Source organism: Streptomyces luteogriseus (assembly GCF_014205055.1).
Taxonomy (GTDB): Bacteria; Actinomycetota; Actinomycetes; order Streptomycetales; family Streptomycetaceae; genus Streptomyces; species Streptomyces luteogriseus.
In genome coordinates this window covers 3,003,628-3,024,083 of the sequence record NZ_JACHMS010000001.1, presented here as the reverse complement: position 1 = coordinate 3,024,083, position 20,456 = coordinate 3,003,628, and the positions used below count along the sequence as shown (strand labels likewise).

Here is a 20,456-nt window from a genome sequence, read left to right as displayed (position 1 = left end):
CTCATTAGCGCTGGTTGAGATCCTCCAGTCCGGCCGAGTGTGGCCATGCGCTACACCCGGCCATCGAACTGCAAGATTGTGGTCTCCTTGGGTTGTTGGGGGTCGTTGCTGGCTCCCCTTGGACGGCCCACAGGGGCCCCGTTGAGACGCCGTCGCATGGCTGCACTGGGTGGGACGTACAGATCGTTCACGGCGAGTGGCGTCATGGGGCAGTGGCCAACCTGCGGTCTGGCGAAAGGCGGTGTCGAGTCCCTACATCCAGCTGTGGGGATGGACGACTGGGTGCAACACTGCTGAGCGTGTTGAGCGCCAGCGGGTATGCGCAGGAGGATGGATGACGGGGGAAACGGGAGCGGCGGCAGTCGGCGGGCCCGACCGGGTAGCAGAGCGGGGCATCTTCGATTGCGACGACGCTTACCGCACGGCATCGCATACTGACTACGAGCGACTATTCTCCTCCGCCATCATCGTCCTAGATACCAACGTCTTGATTAATCTGTACAGATCAAATGAGCGCACTCGTAGAGATACGTTTGCCGTACTCAATCAGGTGCAAGAACGCATTTGGATCCCGCACCAAGTTCTTTCCGAGTTTTGGCGAAACCGTGACCTGCCATCAATTCGAGGTCACCACAAAAGTAAGGCTCGCGAGGCATGCTCGGCACTAGATAAAGTCTCACGTTCAACGAGGGACGCTCTGGATCGTTGGCTGAAAGACGTTCACCTGGCCAATGACAATGAGGTTAGCCAGTACGTCAAGAATTCTACGAACGCTATAAGTAAGATCATGGCGGAGGTGAAGCAATTCATTGAAGGGCAGGCGACGAAAGACGCGCTCGAAGGCACTTCGTCAACTCTGACCGACCCGGTTTTGCAAAAACTCGAACAGATCTTGCAGGGGAGGATCGGCGATCCGTTCTCTCCGGACGAATACGACGCACTCGTCAGTGAGGCTGCCCGACGTGCAGACGAGAAGATACCTCCCGGCTATAAGGACTTTGAGTCCGATAAGACCTCAGAGCAAGCCTCGGGCGATTACCTTATCTGGGAGCAGATCCTCGCTGAAGCCGAACGGTGCAAGCGAGAGGTATTGCTGGTAACCGGCGACGTGAAAGAAGACTGGTGGGTGTCCGGCAACGGGCAAGGGGCGGCTCGGCCAAGAACTGAGCTACGCGTTGAACTTCGAAAGCGGGCCGGCGTGGAGCTGTATATGCTTACGCCTAGCCAGCTCTTGGCGGAGGCCGACCGAGTATTCGGCTTGAAGGTAGATGAACGTTCCGTAAGCGACTTGGCCACCAGCGAGAACCCTGGCACTAGGATTCGGCTACCGAGAAGACTCGCCAAGGAAATTCCCGCTTGCCTGCGTCGCTCTCATCGGCGAGCGTCGGAAGCCGTGCGGGTAGCTAATACCAACCCGGCGCTGTATGGAACCCTCATCGAATCAGCCGTCCTGGAAGGGCTCAACGAGGTAGCCCTTGGGATGGGCGGCTCCACCATACTCCTACGCTCTAAGGCTCATCCGGTGCTTGACGACCGTCTCCTTTTTCCATTCAGGTACGCGCAACACGCGGCATCGGTCGATCACGCTCTCGGCTACCTAAATCACAAGAAGTCACTGCGCGTCCTATTTAATGACCTAGTCGAGCGTCCCGAGGAACTTCCGCTGTTTGATTTGGCGCAGCCTGACGCGACGATTCCAGGACTTATCGCACCCGTAAGTTCTGACTTGGAGATTGTGCTGATTCCCTACGCATCCGACATCGACAACGGAATTCATTCAGCTCATTGGGCGACGTTGCGAATCGATACACGCAAGGGAATTGAATGGGAATATGTGGAGAGTCTGTACGTACCTCCGAACGGTGACCTAGGTGGTGTGAAGTGAATGCATGCTACGGATCTCCGCGATCTGCGGCTCATCTCACGTAATGCGCTCAAGTAATTGACCATCCGATAGCGTCGAACCGGCAGTTTGTAGAACTCTAGGTCCGTCGGCGATGCCCGCTCTGAGCGATCACCATCGACAATAGGCAACGGTCGCGTCATCTCCGGATTTGTAGCGCGGCCACCGGAGCCCCGAAGGGTCCGTGGCCTCGACCTTGCGGACCGTTTCGATCAATTCGCGGGGCCCTCCGGTCTTGAGCGTGGCGAAGACGTCGAACCAAGTCGCCATGCCGTACTCCGTCACGAGCCGGGATACGCCATCAGACATGACGGCCGCAGAATGGATGTCTTCCATTCGTGCCGTGCCGGTGAGGGCGTGCTGTGCTGCGTCTGGAATGGCTGCGGCCACTCAGTAGCCTTCTGGGGTGTTGCGTACCTGCCGCTGTGCAAGCATGAGTTGTTGCAGCGCCTCCCTGTGGCCCGGGGTGTGCGTCTCATGGCGTTCAACCTCGGCCCGCAACTCCGGAAGTACTTCGTCTACCCGGAATTCACTGATTACGATGTGATTCCCGGCGCCTTCAAGGATGATTGGCGAGTCGGCTAAGGGCTGTCCCGCAAAGATCTTGAAGTCGCCTGGGGCATGGGGGCCGCCGCGTGGCCCGCTTGTCTATCCGGCGCGCGCGAGGTTGTGCATCCGGGCGATGCCGAGCATGGCGTGGTGGACGCCGTCGCCTTTGAGGCGGCAGTCGCGGAGGATTTTCCATGTCTTCATACGGGCGAAGACGTGCTCGACGCGAGCGCGGACCTGCTTGTGGGACTCGTTGTGCTCCTCTTTCCAGTCCGGGAGTTCGCTCTGGCCGCGCTGTCGGCGGTGTGGGATGACCAGTCCAGTGCCCGGGTAGCCGCCGTCGGCGATCGTGATGGTCTTGCCGACGGCGGCCTTGGCGCCGGACTCCTCCCAGGCCTTGCAGCCGTTGCGGTTCCCGGCGAGCGGCCGGCCGACCACGACGACCAGCCGGGTGTCGGCGTCGATGACGACCTGGTGGTTGGTGGAGTACCGGTAGTTCTTCGACCGCTCGGCGACGGTGTGGTCCCGGGTGGGGACCAGGGTGCCGTCTACGATGAGGATGGTGTCCTTGGCGAATCGCTTGCGGGGCTGGAGAGCGAGCAGCGGCCCGAGGGGGTTGATGACTCGACTGGCTGTGGACTTCGAGACGCCGAACAACGGAGCGAGCTGCCGCAATGTCAGATTGGTGCGCCAGTAGGCCGTGACCAGCAACACCCGGTCCTCCAGCGGCAGACTCCACGGCCGGCCTCGGTGGACCACATCTGCTCCATTGCGCCGCAGCGTGGTCAGTAGTTTGCCGAAGCACCGCGGGCTCAGACCCGCGAATGGGGCTATCCAGGACGGCTCCGATGCCGTGCTCACACTCGCCACATCATGATCATCACTCAGGCTGGCTCAATGCCGAGACGCTCCCACAGCTACGCTGATCAGGGCAGTCCACAGGGCGCAAGACCGGGGGAAACCGTGAACCGACCGCTGCTATTCCTCGACGTGGACGGGCCACTCAACCCCTATGCAGCCAAGCCGGAGAGGCGTCCCGACGGCTACACCACGCTCAGAGTTCCCCGGAACGACGCCCATCAGGACGACGGTGGCCTCTCCTCCCGACGGCGCCCTCTGCGGGTCTGGCTCAACCCAGAGCACGGACGAATCCTGCTCCAGCTCGGCTTCGAGCTGTGCTGGGCCACCACATGGATGGACGACGCCAACCGGTGGATCGCACCGGTCCTCGGCCTACCGAAACTTCCCTTCGTAGGCTTCGGCGACGCCCTACTCCAAGAACGCCCTGATGGAGTCCACTGGAAGACCGGAACGCTGGTGGACTACGCAGGCGGCCGTCCTTTCGCCTGGGTGGACGACGAGCAGAGCGAGCTGGATCAGAGCTACGTGACCACCCACCACCAAGGGCCCGGGCTCCTCCACCACGTCAACCCGCGGTTCGGCCTACGGGAGAGCGACTTCCACACGCTCGCCGACTTCGCCCAGTCCCTGGAGACCTCACGAACCACCGGCTGAGCACGTCGCCAGCTCTTCAGGCTGCTCCGCACTCAGAGCCAAGACCTTTGCAGGACAGCCCTTAGGACCAAGTGGTCAAGGACTCCGTGGTGCTGCCGCAGGATTGCCACGGTTGCTGATGGCGTCCCGGGGTCTCTCAGGTCGCATTCCGGATGGGCCGCCGCCACGCGTTCGATGGCGTCCGCCAACCCGTCCGTGAGCGGCCGGTCAACCTCTGCTAGAGCAGTAGGCGGGGAGGGTTAGGGGCCGGTCGCGGGCGACCGTGCAGCAGACCGGTCTTGTGCGAGCACGGCCGTGGCGCCCTCCCCCGCGGCAAGAGCTCCCAGCGCGGTAGCGCCCGCCGTCGAGGCGGCAGCCGGGGACCGCCGGCAGGCGGCTCTCTCGTGGTACCGGCGGCTGACTAGGGGTGTTGCACACCCGTTCAGCGGTATCCCGCAGGTCCACTTCACGAGACCCTCGTGACTGTGTGACTGGATCACGGCCGCCTTCGGTTTGGGGGGCGCCGCCGTTGGCGCAGCGTTGTCGTTTATGGCCACCGTTTATCAGCAGAAGAAGATGTCAAGCGCTCGGCGTGAAATGGCAGAAGGTGAAGCAGCGGCGTCATTGGCAAGCGAACTGATCCGCATCCGCCGCCACCTGAGCAACATGCCGGACAAGTTCAATATTGTCCGAGCAAGAGATCGCATCGCTTGGACCGGACTCATGGCTGAGGCCAAGCGCAGCGAATGGAACGCTACTCTCGATGAGTTTTTCGCACCGGCCGAGGTAGCTGCTCGCTCTCTCCGTAACAGAGCCCTGCGCGCTCGTATGCTCGATATTCTCGAAATCTTGAGCTTTTGGTGGGCTCTAAATACGTTCGAACCTGGTTTGATGAACCAAAACTCTATGCGTGAGACGGTTAAGCACGCGTTGGAATGCCTAGGTGCCTGGCAGCGCGAAGAGAGCATCCCTACTGCCGTCCCTCCGTTTACAAAAATGCGCGAATTGTGGCAACAGGTCCAGGAGGATCAGCCGTAAGCGCAGAGCCCGTGATTCAACTGCGCGCTAAGGGAAGTCACCTTGGGGGCGTTCGTGACGGCGAAGTGCCCGCTGTTTACCGTGACTTGTCAGTACAGCTGACCCTCAGTCGTGGTCCTGAATCGGCGTTTCTGGGGGAAGCGCTCCTGCTCTGGGTCCAGGAAGTCAATCAAGTCCATCAAGGCCACTTGCAGGTCGACCAGACGGGGATGTCGCCCCGGAAGCACAGCCAATTCCTCAATACTGTTGGACAGGGGTACGAACCAGCCGGAAAACTCCAGGTCCGACTCAAGTCGTTCGCAGAACTCCGCATACCCCATGCAGTCATCTCTGCCCTTGCTCATCACAAGTTCTCCGATGGCTCGCTGGTCGCTGCGAAACAACTGGAAGTGTCGATCTGGGTAACTGTCGCCGTTCAGGACGGTGCCGATACGGGTGAGCAGCGATACAATCTGACGATTGGCTTCTTTGTTGCCGAGGTCGAGAAAATAGATACGGCGTCTGAGGATCTCGACCCATCCCAGGTACTCGGCAAACACATGCAGAGTGCTGCGGATTGCGTACTGGCGGTCATGAGGCTCAGTGAAGTAAACCCTCAGGAAGTGTCCACTGACAATGTTGAAGAGTCGGGACTGGAAGTCGAACGCAGCCCAAAGCAATGGGTCGCGAAAGCGGCTCATCGCGTCCTGCCGCTCTAGCAAGCGATGATGCTCAACCTTCTGTCGCTCCAAGTCGTTAGCGAGAAGCGAATTCTTCCTGTTCGCTTGGGCGCTGTAGGCTGCGCTCACTAGTGCGGCAGCCCCCGAAAGGACTGCCACAAGCAGTTCCGTCTTCATGGAATTGCACCGTCTAAGGCGGATTAGATGGAAAGCGTCAACACTTCTGACTACCCACGGCGTTCATCAGCGCAAACAGGTCTTGCGCCGAACGAAGCGCGCGGTCTCTGGTTGACGCTCATGCGCCGCTAGCGCTGCGACCGTCGGTCGAGGGCCCACCGTTCGTCGCCCACCGGCTGACCTTGGTGACGGCCCCACGACGGCCCAAGGGCTCTAATAGGGGAAGGAACGCGCAGGTCAGGCCGTAATCGGCCTCAGTAGCGCTGGTTGAGGTATCCCAGCAGCTCGTCGTGGAGTAGACCGTTCGACGCGGCCGCGTTGCCGCTGTGGGGGCCCGGGCGGGCGTCGAGGCCGGTGAAGGTGCCGCCCGCCTCCGTGACGACGATGGCGGTGGCGGCCATGTCCCACAGGGACAGCTCCGGCTCGGCGCACATGTCGACGGCGCCTTCCGCGACCATCATGTACGGCCAGAAGTCGCCGTACGCGCGCGTGCGCCACACCTCGCGGGTCAGGTCCAGGAAGCCGTCCAGGCGGCCCTGCTCCTCCCAGCCGCTGAGCGAGGAGTACGCGAAGGAGGCGTCGGAGAGTTTGGAGACGCGGGAGACCTGCAGCCGGGAGGCCTTGGTGAGGCTGCGGCCGGAGAACGCGCCATGGCCCTGCGCGGCCCACCAGCGGCGGCCGAGGGCCGGGGCGGAGACGACGCCGACGACGGGCTGGAAGCCGCCCTCGCCGGCCTCCATCAGTGAGATGAGCGTGGCCCAGACGGGAACGCCGCGCACGTAGTTCTTGGTGCCGTCGATCGGGTCGATCACCCAGCGGCGGGGGCCGGTGCCCTCGACGCCGTACTCCTCGCCGAGGATCGCGTCCCTGGGTCGGGCGCGCCCGAGGTGGCCGCGGATGAGTTCCTCCGCGGCCTTGTCCGCCTCGCTCACCGGGGTCATGTCCGGTTTGGTCTCGACCTTGAGGTCGAGGGCCTTGAACCGGTCCATCGTCGCGGCGTCGGCGGCGTCGGCGAGGACGTGGGCGAGACGCAGGTCGTCGAGGTAGTCGGGCATGCAACGAACCTATCTGCCGAGGTGGCGGTGGGGCTACAGGGGGTTTGTGGGGGAGTCGGAAGCGGTCTCGGGCTTGGTATGGAGGATGTCGCGTGCCTGCTCCGCGGCGCGGGCGGTGCTCTCGGAGACGAAGTCGAGGAAGCGGGCGACGTTCTCGAGGCGGACGGCGGCCGGGGTGCCGTGGCCGAGGACGCCGACGCCCTGCCGCGCGATCCCCACGACCTGGGCGATGGACCGCGCGCTGGCCAGCATCGCCTGGTACCAGACGTCGTCGTCGACGACATAGCGCTCGCGGCGGCCCGCGTCCGCCTCCCTGCGGACGAAGCCCTGGCTGTCGAGGAACGCGACCGCCTTGGACACCGACGCCGGGCTGACCTGGAGGCGCTGGGCGAGTTCGGACGCGGTGAGGCTGCCCGAGTCGGTCATGCAGAGGCAGGCCATCACACGGGACATCATCTTCGGCATGCCCGACCCCATCATGACGGTGGTGAACGTGTCCTCGTACTCGCGCAGGGCCTCGGCGTCCCGCCCGTCGGGCTGCGGGAGCGCCTTCGGGTCCCTGGGGGCGGTCTGCTTGCGGCGGGTGCGGCGTTCCGTAGCGCGATGAGCCAGGTCGGCGCGGTAGGCCGTGGGGCCGCCGTTGCGCATGACCTCGCGGGTGATCGTCGAGGTCGGGCGCTCGAGTCGCCGGGCGATCTCCGCGTAGGCGAGGCCGTCGGCCAGCCCCAGTGCGATCTGCTGACGCTCCTGCTGGGTGAGTCTGCCTCCCGGCATCGCGGCCTCCTTCGTGGTGCGTGATGTCCGCACCATAGCGTTCATCTTCATTTCATTGCAACGGGCGCGGCGGAGTTGTTGCATTAGGCGGCAGGGTCGTTGCAATGAATAATCCGCTCTGAACTGCGATTATGTCATTCGCATGCAACGAAGTCGTTGCCATCGTTGTGAATGCAACGTAGCTTTTCCATCGTTGGAAACAGCGGAAGCGAAGCGGACCAAGGAGAGCAACGATGCAGAAGTTCGACAGCCCCGCCCCCGTCTCGGCCGTCCTGGACATCCCCGCCGGGCGCATCCGCCTCATCGCGGCCGACCGGACCGACATCACCGTCGAGGTGCTGCCCGCGGACCGCTCCAAGAGCCGTGACGTCAAGGCGGCGGAACAGATGGAGATCGCCCACGAGGGCGGTGTCCTGCGGATCGCGGCCCCCGCGGCGAAGAACCGCATCCTCGGCCACTCCGGATCGGTCGAGGTCACCGTCCAGCTGCCCGCAGGCTCCCGCGTCCAGGCCAAGGGCGCCGCCGCCGACCTGCGCGGTGTCGGACGGCTCGGCGACGTCGCCTTCGACGCGGCCCAGGGTGCGGTCAAGCTCGACGAGACCGGCAGCGCCCGCCTCACCCTGCTCGCCGGTGACATCTCCGTCGGCCGGCTGGGCGGCCCCGCCGAGATCAGCACCCAGAAGGGCGACCTGCACATCGCCGAGGCCGTGTCCGGCGCCGTCGCACTGCGCACCGAGCAGGGCGACATCACCGTCACCGCCGCCCACGGTGTCTCCGCCGCCCTCGACGCCGGCACCGGCCACGGCCGGATCCACAACGCCCTCAAGAACACCGACGGCGCCGCCGCCGGCCTGACCATCCACGCCACCACCGCCCAGGGCGACATCACCGCCCGCAGCCTCTAGAAGCCCGCAGCCTGTCCGAAGGAGCACCTCTCATGACCGACCTGGCCATCGCGGCGAACGGGCTGCGGAAGTCCTACGGCGACAAGACCGTCCTGGACGGCGTCGACCTGGCCGTCCCGGAAGGAACGATCTTCTCCCTCCTCGGTCCGAACGGCGCCGGCAAGACCACCGCCGTCAAGATCCTCTCCACTCTGATCTCGCCGGACCCGACGAGCGGCGAGATCCGGGTCGGCGGCCACGACCTCGCCGCCGACCCGCAGGCCATACGCGCCGCGATCGGCGTGACCGGCCAGTTCTCCGCGGTCGACGGCCTGATCACCGGCGAGGAGAACATGCTCCTCATGGCGGACCTGCACCATCTGCCCAAACGAGAGGGACGCCGCGTCGCCGCCGGACTGCTGGAGCGCTTCGACCTCACCGACGCGGCGAAGAAGCCCGCCTCCACCTACTCCGGCGGCATGAAACGCCGCCTCGACATCGCCATGACCCTGGTCGGCGACCCCAGGATCATCTTCCTCGACGAACCCACCACCGGCCTCGACCCCCGCGCCCGCCACAGCATGTGGCGGATCATCCGCGACCTCGTCACCGGAGGCGTCACCGTCTTCCTCACCACCCAGTACCTGGAGGAAGCCGACGAACTCGCCGACCGCATCGCCGTACTCCACAACGGCACCCTCGCCGCCGAAGGCACCGCCGAGGAACTCAAGCGGATCGTCCCCGGCGGACACGTACGGCTCCGCTTCACCGACCCCGCCGCCTACCGGAACGCCGCCACCGCCCTCGGCGACATCACCCGCGACGACGACATCCTCGCCCTCCAACTCCCCAGCGACGGCAGCCAGCGCGCACTGCGCGCCATCCTCGACCGCCTCGACACGGAGGGGATCGAAGCGGACGAACTGACCGTGCACACCCCTGATCTCGACGACGTGTTCTTCGCCCTGACGGGCAACACCGACCAGCCCAAGGAGACGGCCCGATGACGTCCCTCTCGTTCGCCGTGCGCGACTCGGCCACCATGCTGCGCCGCAACCTGCTGCACGCCCGGCGCTACCCGTCCCTCACTCTGAATTTGCTGCTCACACCGATCATGCTGTTGCTGCTCTTCGTCTACATCTTCGGCGACACCATGAGCGCGGGCATCGGCGGTGGTGGTCCGGACCGTTCCGCATACATCGCCTTCGTCGTCCCCGGCCTGCTGCTGATGACCATCGGCAGCACCACGATCGGCACCGCGGTCTCCATCTCCAACGACATGACCGAGGGCATCATCGCCCGCTTCCGGACCATGGCCATCCATCGAGGCTCGGTGCTCATCGGGCACGTCGTCGGCAGCGTGCTGCAGGCGGTCGTCAGCGTGGTGCTCGTCGGCGCCGTCGGTGTGGCCATCGGCTTCCGCTCCACCGACGCCACCGTCCTGGAGTGGCTCGCGGCCTTCGGACTGCTCGTGCTGTTCGCCACGGCACTCACCTGGATCGCGGTCGGCATGGGCCTGGTCAGCCCGAACGCCGAGGCCGCCGGCAACAACGCGATGCCCCTGATCCTGCTGCCACTGCTGTCCAGCACCTTCGTCCCGCTCGACGCGATGCCGGGCTGGTTCCGGCCGATCGCCGAGTACCAGCCCTTCACCCCGGCCATCGAGACCCTGCGCGGCCTGCTGCTCGGCACCGGGATCGGCCACAACGGATGGCTCGCCCTCGCCTGGTGCCTCGGCCTCGCGGTGCTCGGCTACTTCTGGTCGACCTCGAAGTTCGACGACGACCCGAAGTAACCCTCCGGGCCGACGCCCCGCGCGACAAGGGCGTGAGCCGTCGGGCCAACGCCCCGCGGGACAAGGGCACAAGCCTCCGGCCCAACGCCCCGCGCGACAAGGCCGAAACGCGCCCCCGCGCGCGCCCGCGAACCCTTGACAGTGGTTCCACCCGCGTCAAACCTGGGCGCAGACCGCTCGCCCCAAGGGGAGGCGAAGATGCCTGCAGCGCGGGAATCCCTACTGGACGCCGCCTACGCGGCCCTGGTGCGCCGGCCATGGTCCGCCGTACGGATGGTGGACGTGGCCGCGGCGGCCGGAGTGTCCAGGCAGACGCTGTACAACGAGTTCGGCAGCAAGGACGGTCTCGCCCGGGCGCTCGTCAGGAGAGAGGCCGACGGATTTCTCGCCGGTGTGGACAGGGCGCTCACCACCGAACACGGCGATCCACGCGACCGGCTCACCGCCGCCGCCGAGTGGACCGCCTCGGCGGCCCGGGAGAACATCCTCGTCCGCGCCATGCTCACCGGCTGCTGGAGCGAGCGGCTGCCCGCCCCGGCCCTGACGGCCGTGCCGTCCACCTCCGCCGTGCCGGCCCAGCGCCGCGCCGACGGGCCGCTGCCCTCACCCGGCGACTTCGTCGCCCTCGTCCGCGACCGGGCCGTCGGCCTCCTGACCGGCCCCGGCACGGCCACTTCTGACTCCGCCGACCTGGCCCGCTCCTGCGAACTCGCCGTCCGGCTCGCCCTGTCGTGCGTGGCCGCGCCACCCGGCGAGGGCGGCGTCGCCGGCCTGGTCCGCAGCGCCCTTCAACGGCAGGCAGGGTGACGGAGCGTCAGTGTGCCGACCCCGACAACTGCAGCCCGACCACGCCGATGATGACGAGACTGATCGACACGATCTTCAGGGTGGACACCAGGTCGCCCAGGAAAATCATGCCGTAGATGGCCGTTCCCGCCGCCCCGATGCCGGTCCACACCGCGTACGCGGGACCCACGTCGAGCTTTCGCAGCGCAAGGGTCAGCAGGCCGAAGCTGCCGAGGGCGAAGATGCAGAACGCGACCGTCGGCCACAGCCGGGTGAAGCCGTGCGACAGCTTCAGACACACCGCGAAGCCGGTCTCGAGCAACCCGGCCACGATGACCAGCAGCCACGCCATGAGTCGTCCTCCCGTATCCCACGTTCAGTGACCACTTCGTCAGTTCCGTCGCTCGTCAGGCTCTGGTCGGGCTTGCATCCGGCTTGGGTGCGATTATGCACTTACCGTCCGCACGCCAGGACAAACAACGCGGAGGTCAGTCGCCTTCCTTGCGCTCGCGCGTGGCCAGCATCCGGCGCAGCGAGTACAGCCGCGCCGGATCCGCGTGCCCCTCGGCCACCCACGCGTCCAGCGCGCAGTCCGGCTCGTCGTGGCTGCACGCGCGCGGGCAGCCCTCGGTGCCCGGCTCCAGATCGGGGAAGGCGTGGATGACCTGGGACGGGTCCACGTGGTGCAGCCCGAAGGACCGCAGGCCCGGTGTGTCGATGACCCAGCCATCGTTGCCCGACAGCGGCAGCGCCAACGCCGAGGTGGTGGTGTGGCGCCCGCGGCCCGTCACCGCGTTCACGTGCCCGGTCGTACGCCGCTGCTCCTCCGGAACCAGCGAGTTGACCAGAGTCGTCTTGCCGACGCCGGAGTGGCCGACGAACGCGGTGATCTTGCCGTCGAGCTGCTCGCGCACGCGAGCGAGGGCGGTGCCGTTCTGCAGTTCCTCGCGGCTGGTCACGACGTAGGGGATGTCGAGGTGACCGTACAGCTCCAGCAGCTTGTCGGGCGGGGCGAGGTCCGACTTGGTCAGGACCAGCAGCGGCTCCAGGCCGCCGGCGTAGGCCGCGACCAGGCAGCGGTCGATCAGGCGGGGGCGGGGCTCCGGGTCGGCCAGGGCGGTGACGACCGCCAGCTGGTCGGCGTTGGCCACGACCACACGCTCGTAGGGATCGTCGTCGTCCGCCGTGCGGCGCAGGACGGAGGTGCGTTCCTCGATGCGCACGATCCTCGCGAGTGAGTCCTTCTTGCCCGTCAGGTCGCCCACGATGGCCACCCGGTCGCCGACGACCGCGGCCTTGCGGCCGAGCTCGCGAGCCTTCATCGCCAGGACCACCCGGTCCCCGACGAGGCAGGTCAGGCGGCCCCGGTCGACGGTGAGGACCAGGCCCTCGGCGGCGTCCTCGTGCTTGGGGCGGATGTTCGTCCGGGGCCGGGTGTTCCGGCGGCCCGGACGGGTGCGGATGTCGTCCTCGTCGGTGTGCTTGCCGTAGCGGCGCATGACGTGATCCCTGCGTCCTACGCCCCGAGCATCCCGGTCCACAGATCGGGGAAGTCGGGCAGCGTCTTGGCCGTCGTCGCCACGTTCTCGATCTGCACGCCCTCCACCGCGAGTCCGATGATCGCGCCGGCCGTGGCCATGCGGTGGTCGTCGTAGGTGTGGAAGATCCCGCCGTGCAGCCGGCGCGGGCGGATGTGCAGACCGTCGGCGGTCTCCGTCACGTCGCCGCCGAGTTCGTTGATCTCCTTGGTCAGTGCCGCCAGTCGGTCCGTCTCGTGCAGCCGCAGGTGGGCCACGCCGCGCAGGGTCGACGGGGAGTCCGCGAGGGCCGCGACCGCCGCGATGCCCGGCGTCAGCTCGCCGACCTCGCCCAGGTCGACGTCGATGCCGTGGATCGAGCCGGTGCCGGTGAACACCAGCCCGTACTCGGTCAGTTCGCAGGAGCCACCCATCTCGGTGAAGATCTCGCGCAGCCGGTCACCGGGTTGCGTGGTGCGGGAGGGCCAGTCCGGCACGACGACCTTGCCGCCGGTCACCAGTGCCGCCGCGAGGAACGGCTGCGCGTTGGACAGGTCCGGCTCGATGACCAGGTCCCGGCCTAGCAGGGCGCCCGGAGAGACCCGCCAGACGTTCGGCTCGCCGCCCGACTCGGGCGTGTCCACCTGGGCGCCGACCGCGCGCAGCATGTCGACGGTCATGCGGATGTGCGGCATGGAAGGCAGCGTGGCGCCGGTGTGGCGGACCTCGACGCCCTGGTTGAAGCGCGGCCCGGACAGCAGCAGGGCGCTCACGAACTGGGACGAGGAGGAGGCGTCCACGGTGACCGTGCCGCCTTCGAGGGCACCGTTGCCGTGCACGGTCATCGGCAGGGCGCCGCGGCCGTCGTCGTCGATCCGGGCGCCGAGCTGACGCAGCGCGTCGATGACGCCGTTCAGCGGGCGCTCGTAGGAGCGGGGGTCGCCGTCGAACCGGACGGGGCCGTCGGCGAGCGCGGAGACCGGCGGCAGGAACCGCATCACCGTGCCGGCGTTGCCGACGTCGACCGTGGCCGGGCCGCGCAGGCCCGAGGGGATCACCCGCCAGGCCTCACCGGTGCCGTCGGGGCCGACGCCCTCCTCGATCTCGATGCCCATCGCGCGCAGCGCCCCGGCCATCAGCAGCGTGTCCCGAGAGCGCAGGGGGCGGCGCAGCCAGCCGGGCTCGGAGGCGAGGGAGGCGAGGACCAGGGCACGGTTGGTGACCGACTTGGACCCGGGCACGTGGACCGTCGCGTCGACGGCTCCGCTCGCGTGCGGGGCGGGCCAGAGGGCGGTGTCTGCGGTGTTCGGGGCCATGGCCCCACTTTATAAGCAGGCCGACTTCCGAGTGCGGTGCCGTGGGGGCCGGTCGCGCCCGCGGGGCGGAGCCGCACCCCGTGGTGGCCACGTGCCCCTCGGGCAGGCCGTCACATCTCCAGCAGCCAGCGCCCGCCGCCGATCAGCGAGCACAGCGACACCGCGTGGAAGAGGAAGAACCACAGCCCCGCCGGCACGTGCGTCAGCCGCGACAGCTGGTCCGCGTCCGAGTCGCCCGCCCCGCCCCGCGCCCGCTTCGCCTGGAGCTCGAAGGCCGGGCGGACCCCGCCGATCAGCAGGAACCACACCACCGCGTACGCGAACGCCGCCTGGACCTGGGGCCCGGCCAGCCAGGACACCAGCACGAACAGACCGCCGGTGACGAGCATGGTCAGGGCGCCGTAGGCGTTGCGGATCATCACGAGCATGGCCAGCAGCAGGGCCGTGGCCAGCCACAGCAGGAGCGTGATGCGGCCCCCGCCCAGCAGGGCCGCGCCACCCAGACCCAGCAGGGGCGGGGCGGTGTAGCCCGCGGCGGCGGTCAGGATCATGCCGATGCCGTGCGGCTTGCCGCGGCTGACGGTCAGGCCGCTGGTGTCCGAGTGCAGGCGTATGCCGGTGAGAGTGCGGCCGGTGAGCAGGGCCACGAGCCCGTGGCCGCCCTCGTGGGCGATGGTGATGGCGTTGCGGGATATGCGCCACAGGCCGTGCGGGATCACCACGGCGAGCGCGGCGCCCAGGGTCGCGATCACCACCCACAGGTCGGGGTCGGGCTGCGTGCCGGACACCTCGCCCCAGAGGGAGGCGAGCGAGGCGGTTGCGGTGCTGTCCATGTAAGGCTTTGGCTCCCTGTGGGCGATCCAATTGGGGCGGCGCGCAGCGCCGTCGTTGAGGGGTGGTGGTCGGGCGACGGGTGGGCCTGGCAGTGTGGCACGTATGTGCGGACGGTATTCAGCGAGTCGTAGGCCAGAGGATCTCGCAGGAATCTTTGAGATCGAGAAGTGGGAGCCCGAGGAGACCCTCGCGCCGGACTACAACGTGGCACCCACCAAAGAGGTCTACGCCGTCCTGGACCGCCCCCTGAAAGACGCGGACGACCCGCGGCCGGTTCGGCAGCTGCGCACGCTGAAGTGGGGACTGGTGCCGTCCTGGTCGAAGACCCCCGAGGGCGGCGCCCGGATGATCAACGCCCGTGCCGAGACCGTCCATGAGAAGCCGTCCTACCGCCGCGCCTTCACCTCCCGGCGCTGCATCCTGCCCGCCGACGGCTACTACGAGTGGGTCACCGGCTCCCAGGAGCGCGAGCTGGAGGTCGAGGGCAGGAAGAAGCGGCCCCGCAAGCAGCCGTACTTCGTGACCCCGGCCGACGGGTCGGTCTTCGCGATGGCCGGGCTGTACGAGTTCTGGCGTGACAAGACGCTGCCGGACGACCATCCGCAGGCCTGGTGGGTGACGTGCTCGGTCATCACCACGGAGGCCGAGCAGAGCCCGCTCGCGGTGTCCCCGGCCGACGGGCCGCGGGCGCTCGCCGAGATCCACCCCCGGATGCCGCTGATGCTGACGCCCGACCGCTGGGACGCCTGGCTGGACCCCTCCCGCACGGACGCCGACGACCTGCGCGAGCTGCTCGCCCCGCCGCCCGCCGGGCTGATGCGCGCCTACCCGGTCGCCACGGCCGTCAGCAACGTCCGCAACAACGGGCCGGAGCTGCTGAAGGAGCTGGAAGGGCCCGAAGAGGGCACACTCTTCTGACGTGACGCATGTGACGAAGACGGCCCGCACGACCACCGAGACCGTCGAGACCGAGGCCGGCACCGCCCGCATCACCTGGCACGAGGCGAAGAAGGCCCGGCTGGTCCTCGCCGTCGGCCACGGCGCGGGCGGCGGCATCGAGGCCCGCGACCTGACGGCCCTGGCCGAGGTCCTGCCCGCCCACGGCGTGACCGTCGCCCGGGTGGAACAGCCCTGGCGGGTGGCCGGGAAGAAGCTGGCGCCCGCCCCGAAGACCCTGGACACCGGCTGGCGCGGTATCTGGCCCGCGCTGGCGAAGCCCGGACTGCCGGTGATCTCCGGCGGCCGCAGCGCCGGGGCCCGGGTGGCCTGCCGCACCGCGACCGAGCTGGGCGCCCACGCCGTGCTCGCGCTCAGCTTCCCGCTCCACCCCCCGGGCAAGCCGGAGAAGTCCCGCGCCGACGAGCTGCTGGGCTCCGGGGTGCCCACCCTGGTCGTGCAGGGCGGCAACGACCCGTTCGGCAAGCCGGCGGAGTTCCCCGAGGGGACGTACGCGCTCGTGGAGATCCCGTACGGGGATCATGGCTTCGCCGTGCCGAAACGTGCGCACATCTCGCAGGACGAGGCCGTGGCGGTCATCACGGACGCGGTCGTGGAGTGGACCGGGTCACTCGGGTAAAGCTTCGGGAATGCCGGGGCGGCGGTCACTGTTGTGCGGGACGTACGTGCTGGAGACCAGCGCCGACGTCGTAGGAGAGGGAGTCCGCCGCATGGGTTCGACCATCTGCCCGACCCGCAGCAGCCGCGCCGACCTGGACTGGACGGTGCTGCACGCGGCCAGGACCGCCCCTATTCGGGCGGCGGGCGGACCGGATCGTCGTCTATCCTCCGATTCGGGTGAGACCGGTCTCGGTCTCACGAGAACACTCGAGGAGGTGGGTCCGGTCACAGGGACCGACGCAGGGACCGACAACGGCCAGGCGGAGCAGCCCGAGGGCCAGGGCGGCACGGGCGCGGAGACGGCCGCGGAGCGCAGTGCGCGCTTCGAGCGGGACGCGCTCGAGTTCCTCGACCAGATGTACTCGGCCGCGCTGCGCATGACGCGCAACCCGGCCGACGCCGAGGACCTGGTGCAGGAGACGTACGCCAAGGCGTACGCGTCCTTCCACCAGTTCCGCGAGGGCACCAACCTCAAGGCGTGGCTGTACCGGATCCTCACCAACACCTTCATCAACTCGTACCGCAAGAAGCAGCGCGAGCCCCAGCGCTCCGCGGCCGAGGAGATCGAGGACTGGCAGCTCGCCCGCGCCGAGTCGCACATGTCGACGGGTCTGCGCTCCGCGGAGTCGCAGGCGCTCGACCACCTGCCCGACTCGGACGTGAAGCAGGCGCTCCAGGCGATCCCCGAGGAGTTCCGCATCGCCGTCTATCTCGCGGACGTCGAGGGGTTTGCCTACAAGGAGATCGCCGACATCATGGGGACACCCATCGGTACGGTGATGTCCCGGCTGCACCGGGGCCGCCGTCAGCTGCGCGGCATGCTGGAGGACTACGCCCGTGACCGCGGGATGGTCCCGGCCGGTGCCGGAGAGTCGAACGAAGCGAAAGGCTCGGGGTCATGAGCTGCGGAGAGCCGCACGAGACGGATTGCAGCGAAATCCTCGATCATCTCTACGAGTTCCTCGACCGTGAGATGCCGGACTCGGACTGCGTGAAGTTCGAGCACCACTTCGAGGAGTGCTCGCCCTGCCTCGAGAAGTACGGGCTCGAGCAGGCCGTGAAGAAGCTCGTCAAGCGCTGCTGCGGACACGACGACGTGCCGGGCGACCTGCGGGACAAGGTCATGGGGCGGATCGACCTGATCCGCTCCGGCCAGGCCGTCCCCGATCAGGACGTCACGGCCTCGCCCGCCACGCCCCAGGAGTCCTGACACTCCTGCGCTTTTCAACTACCCCGCTTTCCGCACGGGTAGTCACCCTCGAAGGGGTACTCACCCTCGAACACGTCACTCGAACGTGCTAATCCGCGGGTGATCGACCCGCGGACCCCCTGCCGCCGTCCTAGGCTCCGGTGCCTGACGGACATGGCCGGGGGAGGGGCTCATGACAGCGGTACCGGCGCGGGCACGTGTCTATATCGCCTGTGTCGCCATCGCCGCGCTGCTCTGCCTGCTGCCCCTGCCGGGCGTCCGCACGCCCTGGTGGGCGGCCGCGCTGCTCGCGGCGCTGTACGCGGGCTGCGAGCGCGTGGCCCGGTCCCGGTTCGTGGGGATCTCCCACCCGGCCGGGACCTTCTACCCCGTCCTGCTCGCCGGTGCCTTCCTGCTGCCGGCACCCGCGGCGGCCTTGGTGGTCGTGCCCGGCGCGCTGCTCTCGCAGGTCGCGCAGCGGCCCGTGGCGCTGCGGCGCGTGTGGCGGGCCGCCCAGCTCGTCCTCGGGGTGTGGGCCGCGGCCGAGGTGCACCGGCTGTGCGGCGGGCGGGACGCGGTCGCGGCGGGCGACGTCCCGTACGCCCTCGGGCCGGCCGGAGCGGCCGTACTGGCGTTCTGCCTGGTACTCGCGCTGCTCGACGGCGGCATCCTGGCCGTGGCGGAACGGGTGCCAGCGCGGAGGGCCTGGCGCGGCCTGGTGGCCCGCTCGCTCGCGCCGATCGCCGTGCACGGCCTCGCCGGGCTGATGATGGCTGTCCTGTGGCGCAGCCCCTACGGACCCGTCTCCGCGCTGCTCGTCCTGCTGCCCATGTGCGTCTCGTGGTGGGCGTTCGCGCAGTACCACCGGGAACGCGCCGCCCATCAGGCGACCATCCGGGCGCTGGTGCAGGCCGTCGACATCAAGGACGAGTACACCCGCGGGCACAGCGAGCGCGTCGGGCAGGCCTCCATGATGATCGCGCGCGAGCTGGGCATGGCCGACGAGCGCGTGGAGGTGCTCCGCTTCGCCGGGATCCTGCACGACGTGGGCAAGCTGGGCGTGCCCACCCGGCTGCTCAGGAAGGACGGGCCGCTCACCCCCGAGGAACGGCGGGTGATCGAGCTGCACCCCGAATACGGGCACGAGATGGTGCGCGGCATCGGCTTCCTCGGCGAGGCCCGCGCCGCCGTGCTGCACCACCACGAGCGGCTCGACGGCAGCGGCTACCCCTACGGCCTGGTGGGCCGTCAGATCCCCGAGTCCGCACGGGTCGTGGCCGTCGCGGACGCCTTCGACGCCATGACCTCCACCCGCAGCTACAGCAGGGCCCGGCCCGTCTCCGTGGCCCTGGCGGAGCTGGAGCGGTGCGCGGGCAGCCAGTTCGACCCGGTGATGGTCGCGGCGCTGGTCGAGGCCGTCGGGCGCACGGGATGGCACCCCGCCGTGACCGCCGGCGACGAGGAGACCCGCCCGTCCCGCGTGCCTCCGCCCGGCACCCACCTGGCCGGCCGTCCGGGAGCGCACCGGTGAGCGCGTACCGGCCGCCACCGCTCCTCACCCTCGTCCACGCCTGCGCCGCCCTCTTCGCGACCGGTTCCCTCGCCGTCACCTTCCACCACGGCCTGGACGAACCCCGGGTCGCCCTCGCCTTCGGCGTCCTCGTCACCGTCGGCGAGCTCACCCGGCGCAACGGCGCCCGGGTCCGGGAACCGGCGCCCCTCGGGGCCGCCGCGGCCCTCTCCTACGCCCTGCTCGGGGAAGCCGGCGGACGGGCCACCCACCACGGCCCCGCCCAGGTCGTCGCCGTCGTGCTGGCCGCCTCCCTGCTCGGCAGCGTCCCGCACGTCGCACGCGGGCAGGGACCCACCCTCGACCACCTGGCGCGCCGCGTGCTCACCGTCGGATTCGTCGCCGTGTGCTTCCAGCCCCCCTACAACCGGGGCATGTTCGACGACTGGGGCGGACCCGCCTACGCCCTGCTGCTCCTGGCGCTGCTGTCCCTGACCGCGCTGTGCGACGCGGTGTTCGCCGCCGCCCTGGCCCACACCCGCACCGGCTGGCCCTTCGGGCCGGTGCTGCGGGACGAGCTGCGGGCCGTGTACGGCATCGGGTCCGCCGTCATCGCGACCGGGGCGGTGATGGCGCTGGCGGTCGCCGTGGTGGGGCTGTGGGCGCTGCCTGTCTTCTCCGTGCCGCTGCTGCTCGCCCAGATGGCGTTCCGCCGGTACGCCGCCGTCCGGGCGACCTACCGGCAGACCATCGCCTCCCTCGCCCGGGCCACCGAGGTCGCCGGATACACCCCGGCCGGGCACGCCCGGCGCGTCGCCGTGGTCAGCAAGGCGGTGGGGCGTGACCTGGGGCTCACCGAACCCGAGCTCGCCGTGCTGGAGTACGCCGCGCTCATGCACGACATCGGCCAGCTGAGCCTCGTCGACCCCGTTCCGTCGGGCGCCACCGCCGCGCTGCCCGCCGCGGAGCAGCGGCGGATCGCCCTGCTCGGCGGAGCCGTCGTCCGGCAGACGGGCGTCGACGAGGCGGTGGCCGTCGTCGTGGAACGGCAGGCCGACCCCTACGCCGAGCAGCCGCTCGCCGCGCGAATCGTCCGTGCCGTGAACGCGTACGAGGAGAAGTCCCGGGAAGGAGGGCCCGGCGGGCCGCTGACGGCGCTGGAGGAACTCCGGCTCGCCACCGCCGGGACGTACGCCCCGGAGGTGGTGGAATCACTGGCCCGCGTACTGGCAAGGAGCAGTCTGACCCTGCCCGTGGCTGGGTAACCCATGGGTAATGAGCGCCCTCGAGGCCGTACGTGGTTGGATGCGAAGGAGAAGGTGTCCGGGGGCTCGAAACACAGCTACGGCCAGCCCACCG

The 20,456-nt window shown here is 68.4% G+C and carries 22 protein-coding genes; 13 read left to right on the top strand and 9 right to left on the bottom strand.

Annotated features, from left to right (window positions below; all coding sequences use genetic code 11):
• Positions 1–334 precede the first annotated feature (334 nt).
• The gene (locus BJ965_RS12885; RefSeq protein ID WP_184908770.1) at positions 335–1,885 is read left to right on the top strand and encodes a PIN-like domain-containing protein; all 1,551 of its coding nucleotides are present in this window, start codon (positions 335–337) and stop codon (positions 1,883–1,885) included.
• A gap of 129 nt (positions 1,886–2,014) precedes the next feature.
• On the opposite strand, the gene BJ965_RS39300 is transcribed toward BJ965_RS12885, so the two are convergent.
• Both BJ965_RS39300 and BJ965_RS12875 read right to left on the bottom strand, forming a co-directional pair.
• Entirely contained in the window at positions 2,015–2,293 is a 279-nt protein-coding gene (locus tag BJ965_RS39300; RefSeq protein WP_246545888.1) for a hypothetical protein, read from the bottom strand.
• 258 nt (positions 2,294–2,551) lie between these two features.
• A complete protein-coding gene (locus tag BJ965_RS12875) occupies positions 2,552–3,322 on the bottom strand; it encodes a transposase (protein ID WP_184908769.1) in 771 nt (256 codons plus the stop codon).
• Between the two features lie 93 nt (positions 3,323–3,415).
• On the opposite strand from BJ965_RS12875, the gene BJ965_RS12870 reads away from it, so the two are divergent.
• Together BJ965_RS12870 and BJ965_RS12865 are read left to right on the top strand one after the other, a co-directional pair.
• On the top strand, positions 3,416–3,967 hold the full coding sequence (locus tag BJ965_RS12870; RefSeq protein ID WP_184908768.1) for a hypothetical protein: 552 nt from the start codon (positions 3,416–3,418) through the stop codon (positions 3,965–3,967).
• A 528-nt stretch (positions 3,968–4,495) separates the two neighbouring features.
• A complete protein-coding gene (locus BJ965_RS12865; protein WP_184908767.1) occupies positions 4,496–4,984 on the top strand; it encodes a hypothetical protein in 489 nt (162 codons plus the stop codon).
• A gap of 89 nt (positions 4,985–5,073) precedes the next feature.
• On the opposite strand, the gene BJ965_RS12860 is transcribed toward BJ965_RS12865, so the two are convergent.
• The 3 genes from BJ965_RS12860 to BJ965_RS12850 form a co-directional block, all read right to left on the bottom strand.
• On the bottom strand, positions 5,074–5,820 hold the full coding sequence (locus BJ965_RS12860) for a hypothetical protein (protein ID WP_184908766.1): 747 nt from the start codon (positions 5,818–5,820) through the stop codon (positions 5,074–5,076).
• A gap of 254 nt (positions 5,821–6,074) precedes the next feature.
• Positions 6,075–6,875 carry a histidinol-phosphatase gene (gene hisN, locus BJ965_RS12855; RefSeq protein ID WP_030854928.1) on the bottom strand — a complete coding sequence of 267 codons (801 nt, stop codon included), beginning with the start codon at positions 6,873–6,875 and terminating at the stop codon, positions 6,075–6,077.
• Positions 6,876–6,908: 33 nt separating this feature from the next.
• A complete protein-coding gene (locus BJ965_RS12850; RefSeq protein WP_184908765.1) occupies positions 6,909–7,649 on the bottom strand; it encodes a GbsR/MarR family transcriptional regulator in 741 nt (246 codons plus the stop codon).
• Positions 7,650–7,882: 233 nt separating this feature from the next.
• Here BJ965_RS12850 and BJ965_RS12845 point away from each other — a divergent pair, with 233 nt between their 5' ends.
• From BJ965_RS12845 to BJ965_RS12830, 4 genes are all read left to right on the top strand, one after another.
• Complete coding sequence (locus BJ965_RS12845; RefSeq protein WP_184908764.1) at positions 7,883–8,554, top strand: DUF4097 family beta strand repeat-containing protein; 672 nt, start codon at positions 7,883–7,885, stop codon at positions 8,552–8,554.
• Positions 8,555–8,586: 32 nt separating this feature from the next.
• Positions 8,587–9,540 (top strand): ATP-binding cassette domain-containing protein, encoded by a 954-nt coding sequence (locus BJ965_RS12840; RefSeq protein ID WP_184908763.1) that lies wholly within the window; start codon positions 8,587–8,589, stop codon positions 9,538–9,540.
• Positions 9,537–10,328: an ABC transporter permease gene (locus tag BJ965_RS12835; RefSeq protein WP_184908762.1), complete on the top strand. Its 792-nt coding sequence runs from the start codon at positions 9,537–9,539 to the stop codon at positions 10,326–10,328. Before BJ965_RS12840 ends, BJ965_RS12835 begins: the two co-directional genes overlap by 4 nt.
• A 198-nt stretch (positions 10,329–10,526) precedes the next feature.
• The gene (locus BJ965_RS12830) at positions 10,527–11,135 is read left to right on the top strand and encodes a TetR/AcrR family transcriptional regulator (protein WP_184908761.1); all 609 of its coding nucleotides are present in this window, start codon (positions 10,527–10,529) and stop codon (positions 11,133–11,135) included.
• 7 nt (positions 11,136–11,142) lie between these two features.
• Here BJ965_RS12830 and BJ965_RS12825 read toward each other — a convergent pair whose 3' ends face one another.
• From BJ965_RS12825 to BJ965_RS12810, 4 genes are all read right to left on the bottom strand, one after another.
• Positions 11,143–11,466 carry a DMT family transporter gene (locus BJ965_RS12825; RefSeq protein WP_184908760.1) on the bottom strand — a complete coding sequence of 108 codons (324 nt, stop codon included), beginning with the start codon at positions 11,464–11,466 and terminating at the stop codon, positions 11,143–11,145.
• A 136-nt stretch (positions 11,467–11,602) separates the two neighbouring features.
• On the bottom strand, positions 11,603–12,613 hold the full coding sequence (gene rsgA / locus BJ965_RS12820; protein WP_184908759.1) for a ribosome small subunit-dependent GTPase A: 1,011 nt from the start codon (positions 12,611–12,613) through the stop codon (positions 11,603–11,605).
• 17 nt (positions 12,614–12,630) lie between these two features.
• Positions 12,631–13,947: a 3-phosphoshikimate 1-carboxyvinyltransferase gene (aroA, locus tag BJ965_RS12815; RefSeq protein WP_184908758.1), complete on the bottom strand. Its 1,317-nt coding sequence runs from the start codon at positions 13,945–13,947 to the stop codon at positions 12,631–12,633.
• Between the two features lie 110 nt (positions 13,948–14,057).
• Positions 14,058–14,780 carry a M50 family metallopeptidase gene (locus tag BJ965_RS12810; protein WP_184908757.1) on the bottom strand — a complete coding sequence of 241 codons (723 nt, stop codon included), beginning with the start codon at positions 14,778–14,780 and terminating at the stop codon, positions 14,058–14,060.
• A gap of 103 nt (positions 14,781–14,883) precedes the next feature.
• On the opposite strand from BJ965_RS12810, the gene BJ965_RS12805 reads away from it, so the two are divergent.
• The 6 genes from BJ965_RS12805 to BJ965_RS12780 all read left to right on the top strand — a co-directional run bounded on the left by BJ965_RS12805 (position 14,884) and on the right by BJ965_RS12780 (position 20,362).
• On the top strand, positions 14,884–15,699 hold the full coding sequence (locus BJ965_RS12805) for an SOS response-associated peptidase (RefSeq protein ID WP_184908756.1): 816 nt from the start codon (positions 14,884–14,886) through the stop codon (positions 15,697–15,699).
• 1 nt (position 15,700) lies between these two features.
• Entirely contained in the window at positions 15,701–16,357 is a 657-nt protein-coding gene (locus tag BJ965_RS12800) for an alpha/beta hydrolase family protein (protein WP_376777917.1), read from the top strand.
• A 256-nt stretch (positions 16,358–16,613) separates the two neighbouring features.
• Positions 16,614–17,300: an RNA polymerase sigma factor SigR gene (gene sigR / locus BJ965_RS12795; RefSeq protein WP_313667743.1), complete on the top strand. Its 687-nt coding sequence runs from the start codon at positions 16,614–16,616 to the stop codon at positions 17,298–17,300.
• Positions 17,297–17,608 (top strand): mycothiol system anti-sigma-R factor, encoded by a 312-nt coding sequence (gene rsrA, locus BJ965_RS12790; protein ID WP_030851585.1) that lies wholly within the window; start codon positions 17,297–17,299, stop codon positions 17,606–17,608. Before sigR ends, rsrA begins: the two co-directional genes overlap by 4 nt.
• Before the next feature lie 172 nt (positions 17,609–17,780).
• Positions 17,781–19,118: an HD-GYP domain-containing protein gene (locus BJ965_RS12785; RefSeq protein ID WP_184908754.1), complete on the top strand. Its 1,338-nt coding sequence runs from the start codon at positions 17,781–17,783 to the stop codon at positions 19,116–19,118.
• The gene (locus BJ965_RS12780; RefSeq protein ID WP_184908753.1) at positions 19,115–20,362 is read left to right on the top strand and encodes an HD-GYP domain-containing protein; all 1,248 of its coding nucleotides are present in this window, start codon (positions 19,115–19,117) and stop codon (positions 20,360–20,362) included. The genes BJ965_RS12785 and BJ965_RS12780 overlap by 4 nt, the downstream gene beginning before the upstream one ends.
• Positions 20,363–20,456 lie beyond the last annotated feature (94 nt).